This window comes from Citrobacter sp. RHBSTW-00017 (assembly GCF_013797615.1).
In the GTDB taxonomy this organism is placed as follows: domain Bacteria; phylum Pseudomonadota; class Gammaproteobacteria; order Enterobacterales; family Enterobacteriaceae; genus Citrobacter; species Citrobacter braakii.
This window is the reverse complement of record NZ_CP056899.1, coordinates 2,092,448-2,107,854: the sequence shown is the minus strand read 5'-3', so window position 1 is coordinate 2,107,854 and position 15,407 is coordinate 2,092,448. Positions and strand designations below refer to the sequence as shown.

The window sequence follows — 15,407 nt, the reverse complement described above, 5'->3', positions numbered from 1 at the left end:
TAAGCAGGAGAGCATAGGTCATGGCACAACATGGTGCATTAGCCACACTGAAAGACCTGGCTGAAAAAGAGGTAGATGACGCCGCTGTCTTATTGGGAGAGATGCGTCGTGGCTGTCAGCAGGCGGAAGAGCAGTTGAAAATGCTGATCGATTATCAGCATGAGTATCGCAACAATCTGAACAGTGACATGGGTCAGGGTATTACCAGTAATCGCTGGATCAATTACCAACAATTTATTCAGACGCTGGAAAAAGCGATTGAGCAACACCGCCAACAGCTCAATCAGTGGACGCAGAAAGTAGACCAGGCATTGAACAGTTGGCGCGACAAAAAACAACGTTTACAGGCGTGGCAGACTCTGCAGGACAGACAAACCTCGGCGGCGTTACTGGCCGAAAACCGCCTGGATCAGAAAAAAATGGATGAATTTGCTCAGCGCGCAGCTATGAGGAAACCCGAATGATTACTTTACCCCAACTGATTACCACCGACACCGACGTAGCCGCAGGTCTTCAGTCAGGCAAAGCGGTTGATTCACCCGAGGATTTTTTAGCGCTGCTGGCTGGTGCATTAGGTGCGGACAACGCGCAGGGTAAAGACGCCCCGCTGTCGTTTGCCGACTTACAGGCGGCCGGTAGCAAACTGCAAAAAGGGTTATTGCAAAAAAATGGCGATTCAGCACCGTCGCTCAAGTTGACCGAACTACTGGCGCAAAAAGAGATGCACACTGATACTTCTCTTGTCGACATGACAGACGCTCAGCAACTTTTGTCTGCCCTCACGCCCTCACTGAAAGTTAATGCCCTGACGACACTGGGCAAAGTCGCTCAGCAGGATGAAAAAAACACCGCACTGAGCGATGAGGATCTCGCCAACCTGAGCGCGTTGTTCGCCATGCTGCCAGGACAACCGCAGACCACGCCTGCCGTCGACAGCGCGCCAGCCCCCGTTGATGCGACGCTTTCGGCGTTGTCACGAGGTTCGGTACACAGCGCTATCGCCGATAATGCTGGCGAATTGCTGCCAGGTGATGCCAAAAAAGGCAAAGCGGATATTGCAACGCCTGCCAGCAGCGTAGATCAGACAAACAATCCGACATTAACCCCGTTGACGGCAGCGGCGACGACCAGAGCGGAAATTGAAAGCTCCCCTTCGCCGACCAGCATTGGCATGACGACAGCGCCGTTAAGTGGCCCGCAGTCCCACGCTCAACCGTTACCGACCGCCGCACCTGTGCTAAGCGCGCCATTGGGTAGCCAGGAATGGCAGCAATCACTGAGCCAGCACGTCACTCTGTTTACTCGCCAGGGCCAGCAAAGCGCAGAACTGCGTCTGCATCCACAGGATCTGGGCCAGATGCACATTTCCCTCAAGCTGGATGACAATCTCGCGCAGTTGCAAATGGTATCGCCACACAGTCACGTGCGCGCTGCGCTGGAAGCTGCATTACCGATGCTGCGTACGCAGTTGGCTGAAAGCGGGATCCAGCTTGGACAAAGCAGTATCAGCAGTGAAAGCTTTGCCGGTAATCAGCAGTCTTCCGGGCAGCAACAGCAGGCGGGTCGCGCTCAGGGACAAGACATTTTTGCCGCTGAAGATGACGCCGTACTGGCAGCGCCAGCCTCACTGCAAGCTGCAGCACGCGGTGATGGAGCAGTAGACATCTTCGCCTAACGCCAGAGGTAGCATGATTATCCGCGTCTTTTCCACGCTTTGTCGTGGACAGGACACGGGATAATCAGCCCATAAGCTGTACCGAAACAGGAAGCCCGTATCTGATGACTGACTCCGCGATTAACAAAAAAAGTAAACGCGCTATTTGGATCCCTCTGCTGGTATTGATTACCCTCGCCGCCTGCGCAACTGCGGGTTATAGCTACTGGCGCATGCAGCAGCAGCCGTCCGCCAGCGTCAAAGCGGAACCGGCTCCACCGCCAGCCCCGGTATTCTTTGCGCTGGATACCTTTACCGTCAATCTGGGTGATGCGGACCGTGTACTGTATATCGGTATCACGCTGCGCATGAAAGACGAGGCAACGCGTTCACGTCTTAACGAATATCTGCCGGAAGTGCGCAGCCGCTTGCTGCTGCTGTTCTCTCGTCAGAACGCGGCTACGCTCGCCACCGAAGAAGGTAAGCAACAGCTCATTGCCGCCATCAAAGAGACGCTCGCGACTCCGCTCGTTGTTGGGCAACCCAAACAGGTTGTCACCGACGTTCTTTATACAGCTTTTATTCTGCGGTAAAGACATGGGCGACAGTATTCTTTCTCAGGCTGAAATCGACGCATTGCTTAATGGCGATAGCGAAACTAAAGACGAACCCATTTCCGGTATCGCAAAAGAAAGCGATATTCGTCCTTACGATCCCAACACCCAGCGCCGCGTGGTACGTGAGCGTTTACAGGCGCTGGAGATCATTAACGAACGCTTCGCGCGCCAGTTCCGTATGGGATTATTTAACCTGTTGCGCCGTAGCCCGGATATTACCGTGGGTGCGATCCGTATCCAGCCATACCACGAGTTTGCGCGCAACTTACCGGTTCCGACCAACCTGAACTTAATCCACCTGAAGCCGCTGCGCGGTACGGGTCTGGTAGTGTTCTCACCGAGTCTGGTATTTATCGCCGTCGATAACCTGTTCGGCGGTGATGGCCGCTTCCCGACGAAAGTGGAAGGCCGTGAATTTACCCATACCGAACAGCGCGTTATCAACCGCATGCTGAAGCTGGCGCTGGAAAGCTACAGCGACGCGTGGAAGGCCATCAATCCGCTGGAAGTGGAATACGTTCGTTCCGAGATGCAGGTGAAATTTACCAATATCACCACGTCTCCTAACGACATCGTGGTCAATACCCCATTCCACGTTGAAATTGGCAACCTGACCGGTGAATTTAACATCTGTCTGCCATTCAGCATGATTGAACCGTTGCGTGAGCTGCTGGTGAACCCACCGCTGGAAAACTCGCGTAATGAAGATCAGAACTGGCGCAATAATCTGGTGCGTCAGGTTCAGCATTCTGAGCTGGAGCTGGTGGCAAACTTTGCTGACATTCCGCTGCGGCTATCCCAGATTTTAAAACTGAAACCCGGCGATGTACTGCCGATTGAAAAACCCGACCGCATTATTGCTCATGTGGACGGCGTGCCTGTACTGACCAGCCAGTATGGCACGGTGAACGGTCAGTATGCGTTACGCGTAGAACATCTGATAAACCCGATTTTGAATTCGCTGAATGAGGAACAGCCCAAATGAGTGATATGAATAATCCGTCCGATGAGAACACTGGTGCATTGGACGATCTGTGGGCTGACGCGTTAAACGAGCAAAAAACCACGCCCACCAAAAGTGCGGCCGATGCGGTATTCCAGCAGTTAGGTGGCGGCGACGTCAGCGGTGCCTTGCAGGACATCGACCTGATCATGGACATTCCGGTCAAACTGACCGTCGAATTGGGCCGAACCCGCATGACCATCAAAGAGCTGCTGCGTCTGACGCAGGGTTCGGTCGTCGCGTTGGATGGGCTGGCGGGTGAGCCGCTGGATATCCTGATCAACGGTTACCTGATTGCCCAGGGTGAAGTGGTGGTTGTCGCAGACAAATACGGCGTACGTATCACCGACATTATTACCCCATCTGAACGCATGCGCCGTCTGAGCCGTTAATCATGAATACCCAGGCTACAGTTTCTCAGCCAGCCGCCGTACCCGGCTCACCGCTGGTTCAGGTAAGCGGCGCGCTGCTTGGGATCATCGTATTGATCCTGGCTGCAGCCTGGGTGATTAAGCGTATGGGGTTTGCCCCCAAAAGCGCCGGTACGCGCGGACTGAAAGTTGCGGCAAGTACCTCACTGGGTCCACGTGAGCGCGTGGTGATTGTTGAGGTTGAAGATGCGCGCCTGGTACTGGGCGTCACGGCCTCGCAAATTAACGTGTTGCACACCCTGCCCCCGGCGCCTGCTGATGCAGAAGAAAAACCGGCCTCCCCCGCGGATTTCCAGGCCATGATGAAGAGTTTGCTTAAGCGTCCCGGGAGATCCTGATGCGCCGTTTGTTATCCATCACGCTGGCAGGCTTATGGCTTTTCAGCCCAGTAGCCCTCGCCCAGCTCCCGGGTCTGGTTAGCCAGCCGCTGCCTGGCGGCGGACAAAGCTGGTCTTTACCCGTGCAAACGCTGGTGTTTATCACCTCACTGACGTTCCTGCCCGCGATTTTATTGATGATGACCAGCTTCACCCGCATCATCATCGTTTTCGGTCTGTTACGAAATGCGCTGGGAACCCCTTCGGCCCCCCCGAACCAGGTGCTACTGGGTCTGGCGCTATTTTTGACCTTTTTCATCATGTCGCCGGTAATCGACAAAATCTACGTCGACGCATATCAGCCGTTCAGCGAAGAGAAAATCTCTATGCAGGAAGCCATGGAGAAAGGCGCACAGCCGCTGCGCGAGTTTATGTTGCGCCAGACCCGTGAAGCCGATCTGGCACTCTTCGCGCGCTTAGCAAACAGCGGTCCCCTACAGGGACCAGAAGCCGTACCGATGCGGATTTTGCTTCCAGCCTATGTCACCAGCGAGCTGAAAACGGCATTCCAGATAGGCTTTACCATTTTTATTCCGTTTCTGATTATCGACCTGGTCATCGCCAGCGTGCTGATGGCGCTCGGGATGATGATGGTCCCCCCGGCCACGATCGCGCTACCGTTCAAGCTGATGCTGTTTGTGTTGGTAGACGGTTGGCAGTTGCTTGTCGGCTCGCTAGCTCAAAGCTTTTACAGTTAGAGGCGCGAAATGACACCTGAATCGGTCATGATGATGGGCACAGAGGCGATGAAAGTCGCCCTGGCCCTTGCCACGCCTTTGCTGTTGGTCGCCCTCGTCACAGGTCTTATCATCAGTATTTTGCAGGCGGCGACCCAGATAAACGAAATGACGCTGTCCTTCATTCCCAAAATTGTCGCGGTTTTTATTGCCATCATTGTTGCCGGCCCGTGGATGCTTAACCTGCTGCTCGACTACGTGCGTACGCTGTTCAGCAATATCCCCTACATCATCGGGTAGATGACATTATGCTGCAGGTGACCAGCGTTGAGTGGCTCCACTGGCTGAATCTTTACTTCTGGCCTTTGCTGCGCATCCTGGCGCTCATCTCAACGGCGCCGATTCTCAGCGAGCGCGCGATCCCCAAACGAGTAAAACTGGGGCTGGGGTTAATGATAACCGTCGTTATCGCTCCGTCGATTCCCCCGGTAGACGTCCCTATCTTTTCTATCGGGGCGCTATGGCAGGCAATGCAACAAATCCTGATCGGCATCGCTCTGGGCTTCACTATGCAGTTTGCCTTCGCGGCAGTACGTACCGCCGGGGAATTAATTGGTCTGCAAATGGGTCTCTCCTTCGCAACCTTCTTTGATCCCGGCAGCCGTCTGAATATGCCGGTACTGGCGAGACTGATCGACATGCTCGCCATGCTGTTATTCCTGACTTTTAACGGCCATTTGTGGCTTATTTCGCTGTTGGTGGATACATTTCATACCTTGCCAATCGGCGGCAATCCGGTGAACAGCAATGCGTTTCTCGCGCTGGCGCGGGCGGGTAGCCTGATTTTCCTCAACGGGCTAATGTTGGCCCTGCCGATAATGACGCTACTACTCACCCTAAACCTCGCACTCGGTCTGTTGAATCGCATGGCCCCGCAGCTGTCGATTTTCGTTATCGGTTTTCCACTCACCCTCGCCGTGGGTATTTCTTTAATGGCGGCCCTGATGCCATTAATTGCGCCGTTCTGCGAGCGATTATTCAGCGAAATTTTTAATTTATTGGCTGATATTGTCAGCGAAATGCCCGGAAAATAATAACCCTTAATTTTTATCCTGTTTTACTAAGGATTGTCCTAAATTTAAAAAGCGACAACATCCACCAGGATATCTCTGTCGCGGTTTATTTATTATTGACTCACTCACATAACGCAACATTTACTTTACTTTAAGATGTTTCCTGGCAAATTATACGCAACTTTACGGGATAGTAATTTCGCCTGAAAAACAGCGAAAGCGTCATCTTGGGTCGTTATTATTCCGTTTAGTTGTGATGAAAATAATCAGGTAAGGGGAATTATCGTTACGCATTGAGTGAGGGTATGCCATGTCAACGATTATTATGGATTTGTGCAGTTACACCCGGCTAGGGTTGACCGGATATCTGGTAAGTCGGGGGGTGAAGAAAAGGGAAATCAACAACATTTCCAACGTTGAGGAGCTCAGTCTCGCCTGTGTCTCTCAACAGCCCGCTGTGGTGTTTATTAATGAGGACTGCTTTATCCACGATCCTGCTAATAGCCAGCAAATAAAGCAAATCATTAATCAGCATCCTGGCACATTATTTATTGTGTTTATGGCAATTGCCAACGTGCATTTTGATGAGTATCTATTAGTCAGAAAAAATTTATTGATTAGTTCTAAGTCGATTAAACCAGATTCACTGGATGAACTCCTTGGCGATATTCTGAAAAAAGAAGTAGATTTTGTCATTGATGTGAATCTACCGACATTATCATTGAGCCGTACCGAGTCCAGCATGCTACGCATGTGGATGGAGGGTCAGGGAACAATACAGATATCCGACCAAATGAATATCAAGGCCAAGACCGTGTCATCCCATAAGGGGAATATAAAACGAAAGATAAAGACGCATAATAAGCAAGTTATCTATCACGTTGTGAGACTCACCGATAACGTTACCAATGGTATCTTTGTGAATACGCGCTAACACGTTCTGACTGGTGGCGAATCCACCAGTCAGGATCATGCAGCAAAACTCACCTTATTCTACTTTTTCCACGAAGATACCATCCTGATGACCTGTTTCATTAAAGAACCAGATACCGAGCGGGTAGTCTTCCAGCGAAACCAGGTACATGGTGCCTTCACTAAACTCTTCGATAGCCAGTACCACGCCCGGTCGACGAGGACCGCCGTCCGTTTTGACTGTGACCCGATCATTCACCTTCATAGTTTTCCTCCTGTGGCTTTGTGCCAGTGTAGAACAATTTCCTTTTTCTGGCAGCGCCCGCCTCGCGCGATTGCGGGTTTTATCGACGGTCTATACTTAAGTTGTGCGTATCTGATGTTTGGATGCGCTCCCCCGGTATCCTTAACGGTTGAGAGGTATGAGGATGAAAACCGCGAAAGAGTACAGCGATACGGCCAAACGTGAAGTCAGCGTCGATGTGGACGCGCTACTGAAGGCAATCAACGAAATCTGCGAGAGTGAAATTCATCGCAGTCAGGATGACCCGGAACGCGTCAGCGTCGACGGACGTGATTACCACACGTGGCATGAACTGGCCGACGCGTTCGAGCTTGATATCCATGATTTTAGCGTGTCGGAGATCAATCGCTGACTGAGGGCGAAAAAAATCCCGGCCCTTATCGGGTCGGGATCAAGCTTGCTTATGCAAGAAGCACTTGAAAATTCGTTACACCAGGAAATCTGATGTGAAACAAACCTTATCTGCAATTTTTTTGCCTGACAAGTAAATAATTCTCACCAAAATGATAAATATAACTAATGATTGAAAGATCACCCGGTTACGCGCACCCCAGGTGTTCAGGCATCCTGGCAGAGCTTTCTTCGCTCGCCCGGCACCAGTTCATCTTCACGGAATGCTTCCCGTTTGACGCCAAAGCCGTCGTACCAGCGACACTCCACCATTCCGCTGGCATACCCGGTAACGATCATGCGTGGGCCACCCTCTTTGGAGGTGACTTCCTCACTGACAGAAAAGACCATACCTGCCTCCTGTATCAAGAGAAACCTTTACACCTTAGACGACAAAGAAGGGTTTTGCGTAATCAACCCTGCGACAATTAGTGCGAAACTCCGCGCACTCTGGCGACGGTTTTCACCAGCAGCACCACTATTGCGCCAATGATAAATCCGAGCACCAGATTCAGCAGGGTCGGAAGCATCAGCGCAATCAATGCACTTTGCTGTTGGGCAAAATGTTCAATCGCATGATGCAGCGGTGTTATTCCGTGCACCACAATTCCGCCGCCAACCAAAAACATCGCCAGCGTGCCGACCACGGAAAGTGTTTTCATAAGCCAGGGGGCAACGACCAGCAATCCTTTACCCAGCGACTGGGCCAGCGTACTGCGCTTTTCAGCCAACCAGTATCCGATATCATCGAGCTTAACGATAATCCCGACCAGGCCGTAGACTCCCACAGTCACCACTAACGCGATGCCAGATAACACCAACACCTGATTCAACAATGGCGCATCCGCTACGATCCCCAGTGTAATCGCGACAATCTCAGCAGATAAAATAAAGTCGGTTCGTATCGCCCCTTTGATTTTATCTTTCTCAAAGGTGAGTGGATCCTGCGCTGCCAAAGATGTCAGACGCTGCTGACGCTCTTCCGGGGTTTCTTTGTGCTTACGCGCTTCCAGGGTATGGAGAACTTTTTCTACACCTTCAAAACAGAGGAACGCCCCGCCTACCATTAATAAGGGGGTGATCGCCCAGGGAATGAAGGCGCTTATCAATAGCGCCAACGGCACAAGGATAACTTTGTTAACAAACGATCCTTTCGCGACGCTCCAGACCACCGGGAGTTCACGGTTCGCCCGCACACCCGACACCTGCTGCGCGTTAAGCGACAGATCATCGCCCAGCACACCCGCGGTTTTTTTCGCGGCCAGTTTTCCCATGACAGAGATATCATCCAGCAAGGTGGCGATATCATCGAGTAAGGTCAATAAGCTACTTCCTGCCAAAATTTTTACCCTCAATATTATTTTTTTGCAGTCATAAGTATGAAGTAAAACACGCAATGCTGAAACTGACCTTTCTGGTCAACAAATTTTTAACATCAGCACGTAATTATAAATCTCGCCAGCAAGATAGTTTTGACGTTTACTATGTTGCACCTTTTTATTTCCACCGTGAGGGATTATGCGTTTCAGGCAATTGCTACCGCTTTTCAGTGCGCTTTTCGCGCTGTACATCATTTGGGGTTCCACGTACTTCGTTATTCGCATTGGCGTTGAAAGCTGGCCACCGTTGATGATGGCTGGCGTTCGTTTTCTCTCTGCGGGGATTTTATTAACAGCATTCTTACTTATCCGCGGACATAAGCTGCCGCCTCTGCGCGTGCTCCTGAATGCCGCGTTAATTGGTATCCTGCTGCTGGCTGTCGGTAACGGACTGGTCACCGTCGCAGAACATCAAAACGTGCCTTCCGGTATTGCCGCCGTGGTGGTCGCCACCGTTCCGCTGTTTACGCTGTGTTTTAGCCACTTTTTTGGCATCAAAACGCGCAAACTTGAATGGATGGGGATCGCAATTGGACTCGCGGGGATCATCATGCTGAACAGCGGTGGTAATTTGAGTGGTAATCCATGGGGAGCAATTTTAATCCTGATAGGTTCGATAAGCTGGGCGTTTGGCTCAGTGTACGGCTCGCGCATAACGTTACCCGTTGGCATGATGGCCGGAGCCATTGAAATGTTAGCCGCCGGTATTGTGCTGATGTGCGCCTCGCTGATTTCCGGGGAAAAGTTGACCACTATGCCGACGTTTTCAGGCTTTATGGCGGTCGCCTATCTGGCCGTATTTGGTTCTATTATTGCCATCAACGCGTACATGTACTTGATCCGCAACGTCAGCCCGGCATTAGCCACCAGCTATGCCTACGTTAATCCGGTTGTCGCCGTACTGTTAGGTACCGGCCTGGGAGGTGAAAGTCTGGCGCCCATCGAATGGCTGGCGCTTGGCGTGATTGTATTTGCGGTGGTACTGGTCACACTCGGTAAATACTTATTTCCCGTTAAAGCGGACGCCGTTGCGACCCCGTCGGAAAAGACGTTACAGTAAATGGATACCGAGGGTGTCGATCTGTGCGCTATCGCCACCGCCGCAGATCCACTCGATGACGCGTTCGGACAACGCGTCATCCCCCAGCTTTTCGCGCCCACGCAGGGCGCACTCCCAGACAATCAGTACGCGCCAGCCCAGAGCCTGCAATTTTTCACAATCCCGCGCGTCACGCTGGACATTTTTGCCTATTTTTTCCAGCCAGAACGCTGTTCGTGTGGCGGGGACTTTGAATAGATAGCAGTTGTGATGATGCCAGAAACAGCCGTGGGTAAAAATCACACAACGATAATCATCCACCACGAAATCGGGACGACCGGGTAACGTCGCATCCTGCACGCGAAACGTTACCCCCTGCTCTGTCAGTACGCTGGCAAGGCGTTTTTCAATTGCGGTATCGCGGGTTGCTATCGCCCGCATATTTTTACTGCGCGTCGCTTTATCGTGAACGTCTGCCATGCAGTTTCTCTTTCTCGCGAATAGCAACCGCCTGTTTGATTTTTGGCTCCAGCAGTCTGGCTACCGCCGCAAATGCCGGGACGACCACCGAATTACCAAACTGACGATAAGCCTGTGTGTCCGACACCGGGATCCTGAACTGATAGCCCTGAGGTGATTCAAATCCCATCAGGCGCGCGCACTCTCTGGGCGTCAGCCTGCGCGGACGGTATCGCTGATTGTGCGGATCATCAAAATCCTTTTCACCCAGCGCCATATCCCAACCGCAGTCGATCAAGATCTCCGCCCCATCTTTATAGTAACGCGCCGATAATGTGCGCGTTACGCAATCGGGATTGCCGGGATACACCATGCCATAGCCAAATCCATTGCCCCGTGCCTGATGCTTTTTCGCATAGCGATACAGATATTTCCACAGCACTGGCGTGAGCACATATTTTGCGTCGACGGTCGGCTCAAGTAGCTCCGCCAGCGTCGTACGCCGCTGAGGATAGCGGGAGACAATATCGCGCAGCGTGAAGTCTGATTTCAGATTCAGATCGCGGCGAAAGCCGACGAGCACAATACGTTCGCGATGCTGGGGCAAAAAATGTTGCCCATCGATAATTTTCGGATCGTCCGGCCCGTTATCGTGTGCATCAGCCACGTCATAACCCAGCTCATCCAGCGTTTGCATAATGATGCGGAACGTTTTCCCCTGATCGTGACTCTTCAGGTTTTTGACGTTTTCGAGCACAAATATTGCCGGCCGACGCGCATTGATGATGCGCACCACGTCAAAAAAAAGTGTGCCTTGCGTATCGCAGGCGAAGCCATGAGCCCGCCCTAACGCGTTTTTCTTTGATACACCGGCCAGAGAGAATGGCTGACAAGGAAATCCCGCCAGCAGCACGTCATGCTGCGGAACATGCTGGCGGATATGTTCCGCCGCCTGCAGGTCGCTCACCCCATCATGATGACTGAGGGTGATATCGCGAATATCTTCATTAAAATGGTGCTGGTGAGGATCACAGTAGTGATTCGCTTTGTAGGTGCGCACCGCATGCTTGTTCCACTCACTGGTAAACACGCACTGCCCGCCAATCGCCTCAAAGCCGCGACGAATGCCGCCAATACCGGCAAAAAGATCGATAAAGCGAAAAGCATAATGTGGATGATGCGCAGGCGGCCTCGGCAGCAAGTCGTTCAGATGAGCCAACTCACCGTCGCTGAGGCGATGCCACGTTTCATTGGCAACCACTCGCTTGAAGATGGCCGGACTCCAGCGGTTCTCGCCAACACCATTCAGATGAGCAACCAGCGTTTTCACGTCATATATTTCAAGCAACTTAGCCAAAATCACCTGTGCGGCGGCCTCGTTATCATCTGTCATCGGGTTCATGGAACCTGCTACTGAAAAATTATCCTGCATACATTTAACCGGCCGAAATGGATAGCTGACAGGTTAACATAAATTAGCGCGGTTGACGTTGCGGCTGTACTGGCGACTAACGCAGCTTAAAGGGTTGAATCGCGTCAAGATCCAGCATTTCATATTCTCCTTTTAACTCCGCACTCAGCTTCGCCATGTACGTCAGTAAGAAGTCAGCATTATGTTGCGCCAAATGCCGACCGTGTTCAGTTTGCATCGTCATCGGCAGCGTCAACAATTTAGTCTGGAAGTGATCGAGTGCGTACTGTTTATCATCAAGGTTACGCTGTCGGGCAAACGGATCTTCCGCATCAAACAGCGCCACGCCTAACGCGCCGGACACGGCAAATACCCGTGCTAAACCAATTGCGCCCAACGCCTCAAGCCGGTCAGCATCCTGCACGATTTTGGCTTCAAGGGTTTCTGGTACGATTTTGGCGCTGAAACTGTGCGCCTCAATAGCATGGCACACGGCAGGTAATCGTTGTTGTGGAAAATCAGGGAAATCACGCATCAAAACGCGACGCGTTTCCTGGGCTGCCAGTACCGACGAGCGATGACGATCGGGATGGTTCTTCGGCAAACTGACGAGATCATGGAAGTAGCACGCCGTCAGCACCACCAGCCAGTCTACGGTCACATCCATGCTCAACTTTTGTGATGTCATCCAGACGCGACGAAAATGAAAGATGTCATGGGCAGCGTCGTACCCGGAATGATTGTCACGTAACCAGGCTTCAAATTTCGACTGCCAGTACTGTAGTTCCATACTCTCGCTCTTCGCAGAAAGAAAACCACCTTAGCAACAATTCTCATGTCAGACTACCGTCGACGCTTTTTATCATCAATACATATTATTCACTTAATAAGTATCACTATAATGGATATATGAATCCATTATTCAAAACAAGCAGATCAATTATAGTCCCGCATGCAAAATAAATAACAAATATCAATAATATATATTCAACAAGATAGAACAAAAGAAATCATAACCATATGATAAAAAATACATTTATATGGATAATATTAATTCAAATGTCATGCGATTTTAATTATACAAAAGCAACAATGAAACACCTTGAAATATCTTAAATACATTTGTTACATGTTATATTTAAAATTAAATGAACTTCATAGATAGTATTCAAATGTAGTCTTTCAGATAGCGTTACATATTCATTTTAATTATTATATAAAGGGAATACATAATGAAAAGAAAAGTACTGGCACTGCTTCTCCCTGCCTTATTAGCTGCAAGCGCAGCAAATGCGGCTGAAATTTATAATAAGAACGGCAATAAAATTGATTTTTACGGCAAGATGGTAGGCGAACGCATCTGGTCGAATACGGATAGCAGTAACAGTGAAAATGCTGACACCTCTTACGCCCGTTTTGGGGTGAAAGGTGAAACCCAGATCAGCAACGAGTTGACAGGTTTTGGTCAGTTTGAACACAACCTCGACGCCAGCAATGCGGAAGGATCTCAGGAGCAAAAAACCCGTCTGGCCTTCGCGGGCCTGAAATATGCAGATTACGGCTCATTTGATTATGGTCGTAACTATGGCGTAGCCTACGATGCGGCAGCCTACACCGATATGCTGGTTGAATGGGGTGGCGATTCCTGGTCTGCGACGGATAATTTCATGACCGGTCGTACCAACGGCGTGGCGACCTACCGCAACACAGACTTCTTCGGCATGGTTGAGGGTCTTAATTTCGCGCTGCAGTACCAGGGCAAAAATGACGATCACGCTGCCACTAAAGCAAATGGCGACGGCTACAGCATGTCGGTGGACTATAACGTGGATGGCTTTGGTGTCGTCGCGGTGTATGGTAAATCCGACCGTGCGGACAAACAATCCATCGATGGCTATGGCAGCAACGCTGAAGTCTGGTCCCTGGCAGCAAAATATGACGCCAACAGCATTTATGCGGCAGCGATGTATGGCGAAACTCGTAATATGACCCGAACCGGAACCGATCGCGGTTTTGCAAACAAAACGCAAAACATTGAAGCAGTCGTTCAATATCAGTTCGACTTTGGTCTGCGTCCATCCCTGGGTTACGTTTACTCGCAGGGTAAGGACCTGGCCGGCGGTGTTAACGCTGACCGCGTGAATTACGTCGAGCTTGGCACCTGGTACTACTTCAATAAAAATATGAACGTCTTCACAGCGTATAAATTTAACCTGCTGGATAAAGAAGACGGCGCAATTACTGGCAACGCAGTTGATGATCAGTTTGCCATGGGTATTGTGTACCAGTTCTAATCTCCACAAACTCAAAAGCCCGCGCTGCGGGCTTTTTTTTGTTCAACGAAGAGTATTTTTTACCACACGGGCATTACAACGATAAACTTGTGAGGATACTCAAAGAAAAAGACATCCATGAGAACTGTCGTTGAAAGCAAGGCGTGCAAGTGCTTGAATAGTGGCGGAGAGAGGGGGATTTGAACCCCCGGTAGAGTTACCCCTACTCCGGTTTTCGAGACCGGTCCATTCAGCCGCTCTGGCATCTCTCCGTTTTGGCGGTTGCCATGATGCCAGGTAATTTGGCATTTTAACAGACCCAGTTCCGTCAATTTCGTTCAAGTGACGAGTTTGCGAGCAAAACGATGATTAAGTGGCCCTGGAAAGAACAAGAAGCAACCCGGAGTGACGATTGGCCGTGGGACGACGCCCTGGCTATTCCCCTTTTGGTGAATCTCACCGAGCAAGAACAAGCCAGACTTATTGCCCTGGCCGAGCGCTTTTTACAACAAAAAAGAGTAGTCGCTCTTCAGGGGTTTGAGCTGGACCCGCTAAAAAGTGCGCGCATTGCTCTGCTATTCTGTTTACCTGTTCTGGAAATGGGGATTGAGTGGCTCGACGGGTTTCATGAAGTTCTCATCTACCCTGCCCCATTTGTCGTAGACGATGAATGGGAAGACGATATTGGGCTGGTGCATAATCAACGCGTGGTACAGTCCGGGCAGAGTTGGCAACAAGGCCCGATAATCCTCAACTGGCTTGATATTCAGGATTCCTTTGATGCCTCCGGCTTTAATCTGATCATCCATGAAGTGGCGCACAAGCTTGATATGCGTAATGGCGATCGTGCCAGCGGTATTCCGGCGATTCCCCTGCGCGATATCGCCGGTTGGGAACACGACCTGCATGCTGCAATGAACAATATTCAGGATGAGATCGATCTGGTTGGTGAAACTGCGTGCAGTATAGATGCCTACGCAGCGACCGATCCGGCTGAATGCTTTGCCGTGCTATCCGAGTATTTTTTCAGTGCTCCTGAATTATTTGCTCCGCGTTTTCCTGCCTTATGGCAGCGTTTCATCCAGTTTTATCGCCAGAACCCCATGGAGCGGTTACGAGATACCCGGGGAGACGACGATTATCGCTCACCAAACACGCATTAACACTGAATTTGAAGATTAATTAACCAATTGAAATGACGCGCTAATTTTACTGTTGACACCTCATGATGAGGTCAGTAATATGCGCCTCGTTCACACGATTCCTCTGTAGTTCAGTCGGTAGAACGGCGGACTGTTAATCCGTATGTCACTGGTTCGAGTCCAGTCAGAGGAGCCAAATTTAAGAAGCCCGCTTAAGGAAACTTAAGCGGGCTTTTTGCTTTTCACGTCTGTGTAAAAGCTGCCTC

20 protein-coding genes and 2 tRNA genes are annotated in these 15,407 nt (G+C 50.8%); 15 read left to right on the top strand and 7 right to left on the bottom strand.

Translation table 11 applies throughout. The features are described from left to right. The first annotated feature begins 20 nt into the window (after nucleotides 1–20). The 10 genes from fliJ to rcsA all read left to right on the top strand — a co-directional run bounded on the left by fliJ (nucleotide 21) and on the right by rcsA (nucleotide 6,766). The gene (gene fliJ / locus HV037_RS10190; RefSeq protein ID WP_016153491.1) at nucleotides 21–464 is read left to right on the top strand and encodes a flagellar export protein FliJ; all 444 of its coding nucleotides are present in this window, start codon (nucleotides 21–23) and stop codon (nucleotides 462–464) included. After that, a complete protein-coding gene (fliK, locus tag HV037_RS10185; RefSeq protein ID WP_181500265.1) occupies nucleotides 461–1,675 on the top strand; it encodes a flagellar hook length control protein FliK in 1,215 nt (404 codons plus the stop codon). The genes fliJ and fliK overlap by 4 nt, the downstream gene beginning before the upstream one ends. Before the next feature lie 104 nt (nucleotides 1,676–1,779). After that, the gene (fliL, locus tag HV037_RS10180) at nucleotides 1,780–2,247 is read left to right on the top strand and encodes a flagellar basal body-associated protein FliL (RefSeq protein ID WP_016153493.1); all 468 of its coding nucleotides are present in this window, start codon (nucleotides 1,780–1,782) and stop codon (nucleotides 2,245–2,247) included. Nucleotides 2,248–2,251: 4 nt separating this feature from the next. Beyond that, nucleotides 2,252–3,256, top strand: a complete 1,005-nt coding sequence (gene fliM, locus HV037_RS10175; protein WP_003030434.1) for a flagellar motor switch protein FliM — start codon at nucleotides 2,252–2,254, stop codon at nucleotides 3,254–3,256. After that, nucleotides 3,253–3,666 carry a flagellar motor switch protein FliN gene (gene fliN, locus HV037_RS10170; protein ID WP_003030433.1) on the top strand — a complete coding sequence of 138 codons (414 nt, stop codon included), beginning with the start codon at nucleotides 3,253–3,255 and terminating at the stop codon, nucleotides 3,664–3,666. The genes fliM and fliN overlap by 4 nt, the downstream gene beginning before the upstream one ends. Then, entirely contained in the window at nucleotides 3,666–4,043 is a 378-nt protein-coding gene (gene fliO, locus HV037_RS10165) for a flagellar biosynthetic protein FliO (RefSeq protein ID WP_029139581.1), read from the top strand. The genes fliN and fliO overlap by 1 nt, the downstream gene beginning before the upstream one ends. Then, nucleotides 4,043–4,780, top strand: coding sequence for a flagellar type III secretion system pore protein FliP (fliP, locus tag HV037_RS10160; RefSeq protein WP_006684053.1), 738 nt, complete (start codon nucleotides 4,043–4,045; stop codon nucleotides 4,778–4,780). Before fliO ends, fliP begins: the two co-directional genes overlap by 1 nt. 9 nt (nucleotides 4,781–4,789) lie before the next feature. Then, a complete protein-coding gene (gene fliQ, locus HV037_RS10155; RefSeq protein WP_181500264.1) occupies nucleotides 4,790–5,059 on the top strand; it encodes a flagellar biosynthesis protein FliQ in 270 nt (89 codons plus the stop codon). An 8-nt stretch (nucleotides 5,060–5,067) separates the two neighbouring features. Then, a complete protein-coding gene (fliR, locus tag HV037_RS10150) occupies nucleotides 5,068–5,853 on the top strand; it encodes a flagellar biosynthetic protein FliR (RefSeq protein ID WP_019077076.1) in 786 nt (261 codons plus the stop codon). Between the two features lie 289 nt (nucleotides 5,854–6,142). Then, complete coding sequence (gene rcsA, locus HV037_RS10145) at nucleotides 6,143–6,766, top strand: transcriptional regulator RcsA (protein ID WP_016153497.1); 624 nt, start codon at nucleotides 6,143–6,145, stop codon at nucleotides 6,764–6,766. 54 nt (nucleotides 6,767–6,820) lie between these two features. Here rcsA and dsrB read toward each other — a convergent pair whose 3' ends face one another. Further along, the gene (gene dsrB, locus HV037_RS10140) at nucleotides 6,821–7,009 is read right to left on the bottom strand and encodes a protein DsrB (RefSeq protein ID WP_016156846.1); all 189 of its coding nucleotides are present in this window, start codon (nucleotides 7,007–7,009) and stop codon (nucleotides 6,821–6,823) included. Nucleotides 7,010–7,172: 163 nt separating this feature from the next. On the opposite strand from dsrB, the gene yodD reads away from it, so the two are divergent. After that, a complete protein-coding gene (yodD, locus tag HV037_RS10135) occupies nucleotides 7,173–7,400 on the top strand; it encodes a YodD family peroxide/acid resistance protein (protein ID WP_003030417.1) in 228 nt (75 codons plus the stop codon). A gap of 206 nt (nucleotides 7,401–7,606) precedes the next feature. On the opposite strand, the gene HV037_RS10130 is transcribed toward yodD, so the two are convergent. Next, complete coding sequence (locus tag HV037_RS10130; RefSeq protein WP_016153498.1) at nucleotides 7,607–7,789, bottom strand: DUF2158 domain-containing protein; 183 nt, start codon at nucleotides 7,787–7,789, stop codon at nucleotides 7,607–7,609. A 77-nt stretch (nucleotides 7,790–7,866) separates the two neighbouring features. Further along, a complete protein-coding gene (locus HV037_RS10125; RefSeq protein WP_029139582.1) occupies nucleotides 7,867–8,778 on the bottom strand; it encodes a DUF808 domain-containing protein in 912 nt (303 codons plus the stop codon). A 178-nt stretch (nucleotides 8,779–8,956) separates the two neighbouring features. Between HV037_RS10125 and yedA the strand changes: the two genes are divergently transcribed. Beyond that, nucleotides 8,957–9,877, top strand: coding sequence for a drug/metabolite exporter YedA (gene yedA / locus HV037_RS10120; RefSeq protein WP_047502067.1), 921 nt, complete (start codon nucleotides 8,957–8,959; stop codon nucleotides 9,875–9,877). Here yedA and HV037_RS10115 read toward each other — a convergent pair. From HV037_RS10115 to HV037_RS10105, 3 genes are all read right to left on the bottom strand, one after another. After that, entirely contained in the window at nucleotides 9,869–10,336 is a 468-nt protein-coding gene (locus tag HV037_RS10115) for a very short patch repair endonuclease (RefSeq protein ID WP_019077079.1), read from the bottom strand. The two genes, yedA and HV037_RS10115, sit on opposite strands and share 9 nt — an antisense overlap. Continuing rightward, entirely contained in the window at nucleotides 10,317–11,747 is a 1,431-nt protein-coding gene (locus tag HV037_RS10110) for a DNA cytosine methyltransferase (protein WP_181500263.1), read from the bottom strand. The genes HV037_RS10115 and HV037_RS10110 overlap by 20 nt, the downstream gene beginning before the upstream one ends. A gap of 76 nt (nucleotides 11,748–11,823) precedes the next feature. Then, nucleotides 11,824–12,516, bottom strand: coding sequence for a phosphohydrolase (locus HV037_RS10105; RefSeq protein WP_181500262.1), 693 nt, complete (start codon nucleotides 12,514–12,516; stop codon nucleotides 11,824–11,826). A gap of 442 nt (nucleotides 12,517–12,958) precedes the next feature. Between HV037_RS10105 and HV037_RS10100 the strand changes: the two genes are divergently transcribed. Continuing rightward, complete coding sequence (locus HV037_RS10100; RefSeq protein WP_181500261.1) at nucleotides 12,959–14,020, top strand: porin; 1,062 nt, start codon at nucleotides 12,959–12,961, stop codon at nucleotides 14,018–14,020. 161 nt (nucleotides 14,021–14,181) lie between these two features. Here HV037_RS10100 and HV037_RS10095 read toward each other — a convergent pair. Continuing rightward, nucleotides 14,182–14,271, bottom strand: a tRNA-Ser gene (locus HV037_RS10095). Nucleotides 14,272–14,364: 93 nt separating this feature from the next. On the opposite strand from HV037_RS10095, the gene mtfA reads away from it, so the two are divergent. Both mtfA and HV037_RS10085 read left to right on the top strand, forming a co-directional pair. Beyond that, nucleotides 14,365–15,162, top strand: coding sequence for a DgsA anti-repressor MtfA (gene mtfA, locus HV037_RS10090; protein WP_046275704.1), 798 nt, complete (start codon nucleotides 14,365–14,367; stop codon nucleotides 15,160–15,162). 99 nt (nucleotides 15,163–15,261) lie between these two features. After that, nucleotides 15,262–15,337, top strand: a tRNA-Asn gene (locus tag HV037_RS10085). The last annotated feature ends 70 nt before the right edge of the window (nucleotides 15,338–15,407 follow it).

Coding starts and splice junctions, on each gene's coding strand:
- yodD (WP_003030417.1), top strand. CDS start 7,173: ATGAAAACCGCGAAAGAGTACAGCGATACGGCCAAACGTGAAGTCAGC.
- fliR (WP_019077076.1), top strand. CDS start 5,068: ATGCTGCAGGTGACCAGCGTTGAGTGGCTCCACTGGCTGAATCTTTAC.
- fliM (WP_003030434.1), top strand. CDS start 2,252: ATGGGCGACAGTATTCTTTCTCAGGCTGAAATCGACGCATTGCTTAAT.
- fliP (WP_006684053.1), top strand. CDS start 4,043: ATGCGCCGTTTGTTATCCATCACGCTGGCAGGCTTATGGCTTTTCAGC.
- dsrB (WP_016156846.1), bottom strand. CDS start 7,009: ATGAAGGTGAATGATCGGGTCACAGTCAAAACGGACGGCGGTCCTCGT.
- HV037_RS10100 (WP_181500261.1), top strand. CDS start 12,959: ATGAAAAGAAAAGTACTGGCACTGCTTCTCCCTGCCTTATTAGCTGCA.
- fliQ (WP_181500264.1), top strand. CDS start 4,790: ATGACACCTGAATCGGTCATGATGATGGGCACAGAGGCGATGAAAGTC.
- fliN (WP_003030433.1), top strand. CDS start 3,253: ATGAGTGATATGAATAATCCGTCCGATGAGAACACTGGTGCATTGGAC.
- fliK (WP_181500265.1), top strand. CDS start 461: ATGATTACTTTACCCCAACTGATTACCACCGACACCGACGTAGCCGCA.
- yedA (WP_047502067.1), top strand. CDS start 8,957: ATGCGTTTCAGGCAATTGCTACCGCTTTTCAGTGCGCTTTTCGCGCTG.
- HV037_RS10110 (WP_181500263.1), bottom strand. CDS start 11,747: ATGCAGGATAATTTTTCAGTAGCAGGTTCCATGAACCCGATGACAGAT.
- fliJ (WP_016153491.1), top strand. CDS start 21: ATGGCACAACATGGTGCATTAGCCACACTGAAAGACCTGGCTGAAAAA.
- HV037_RS10130 (WP_016153498.1), bottom strand. CDS start 7,789: ATGGTCTTTTCTGTCAGTGAGGAAGTCACCTCCAAAGAGGGTGGCCCA.
- rcsA (WP_016153497.1), top strand. CDS start 6,143: ATGTCAACGATTATTATGGATTTGTGCAGTTACACCCGGCTAGGGTTG.
- mtfA (WP_046275704.1), top strand. CDS start 14,365: ATGATTAAGTGGCCCTGGAAAGAACAAGAAGCAACCCGGAGTGACGAT.
- fliL (WP_016153493.1), top strand. CDS start 1,780: ATGACTGACTCCGCGATTAACAAAAAAAGTAAACGCGCTATTTGGATC.
- HV037_RS10115 (WP_019077079.1), bottom strand. CDS start 10,336: ATGGCAGACGTTCACGATAAAGCGACGCGCAGTAAAAATATGCGGGCG.
- HV037_RS10105 (WP_181500262.1), bottom strand. CDS start 12,516: ATGGAACTACAGTACTGGCAGTCGAAATTTGAAGCCTGGTTACGTGAC.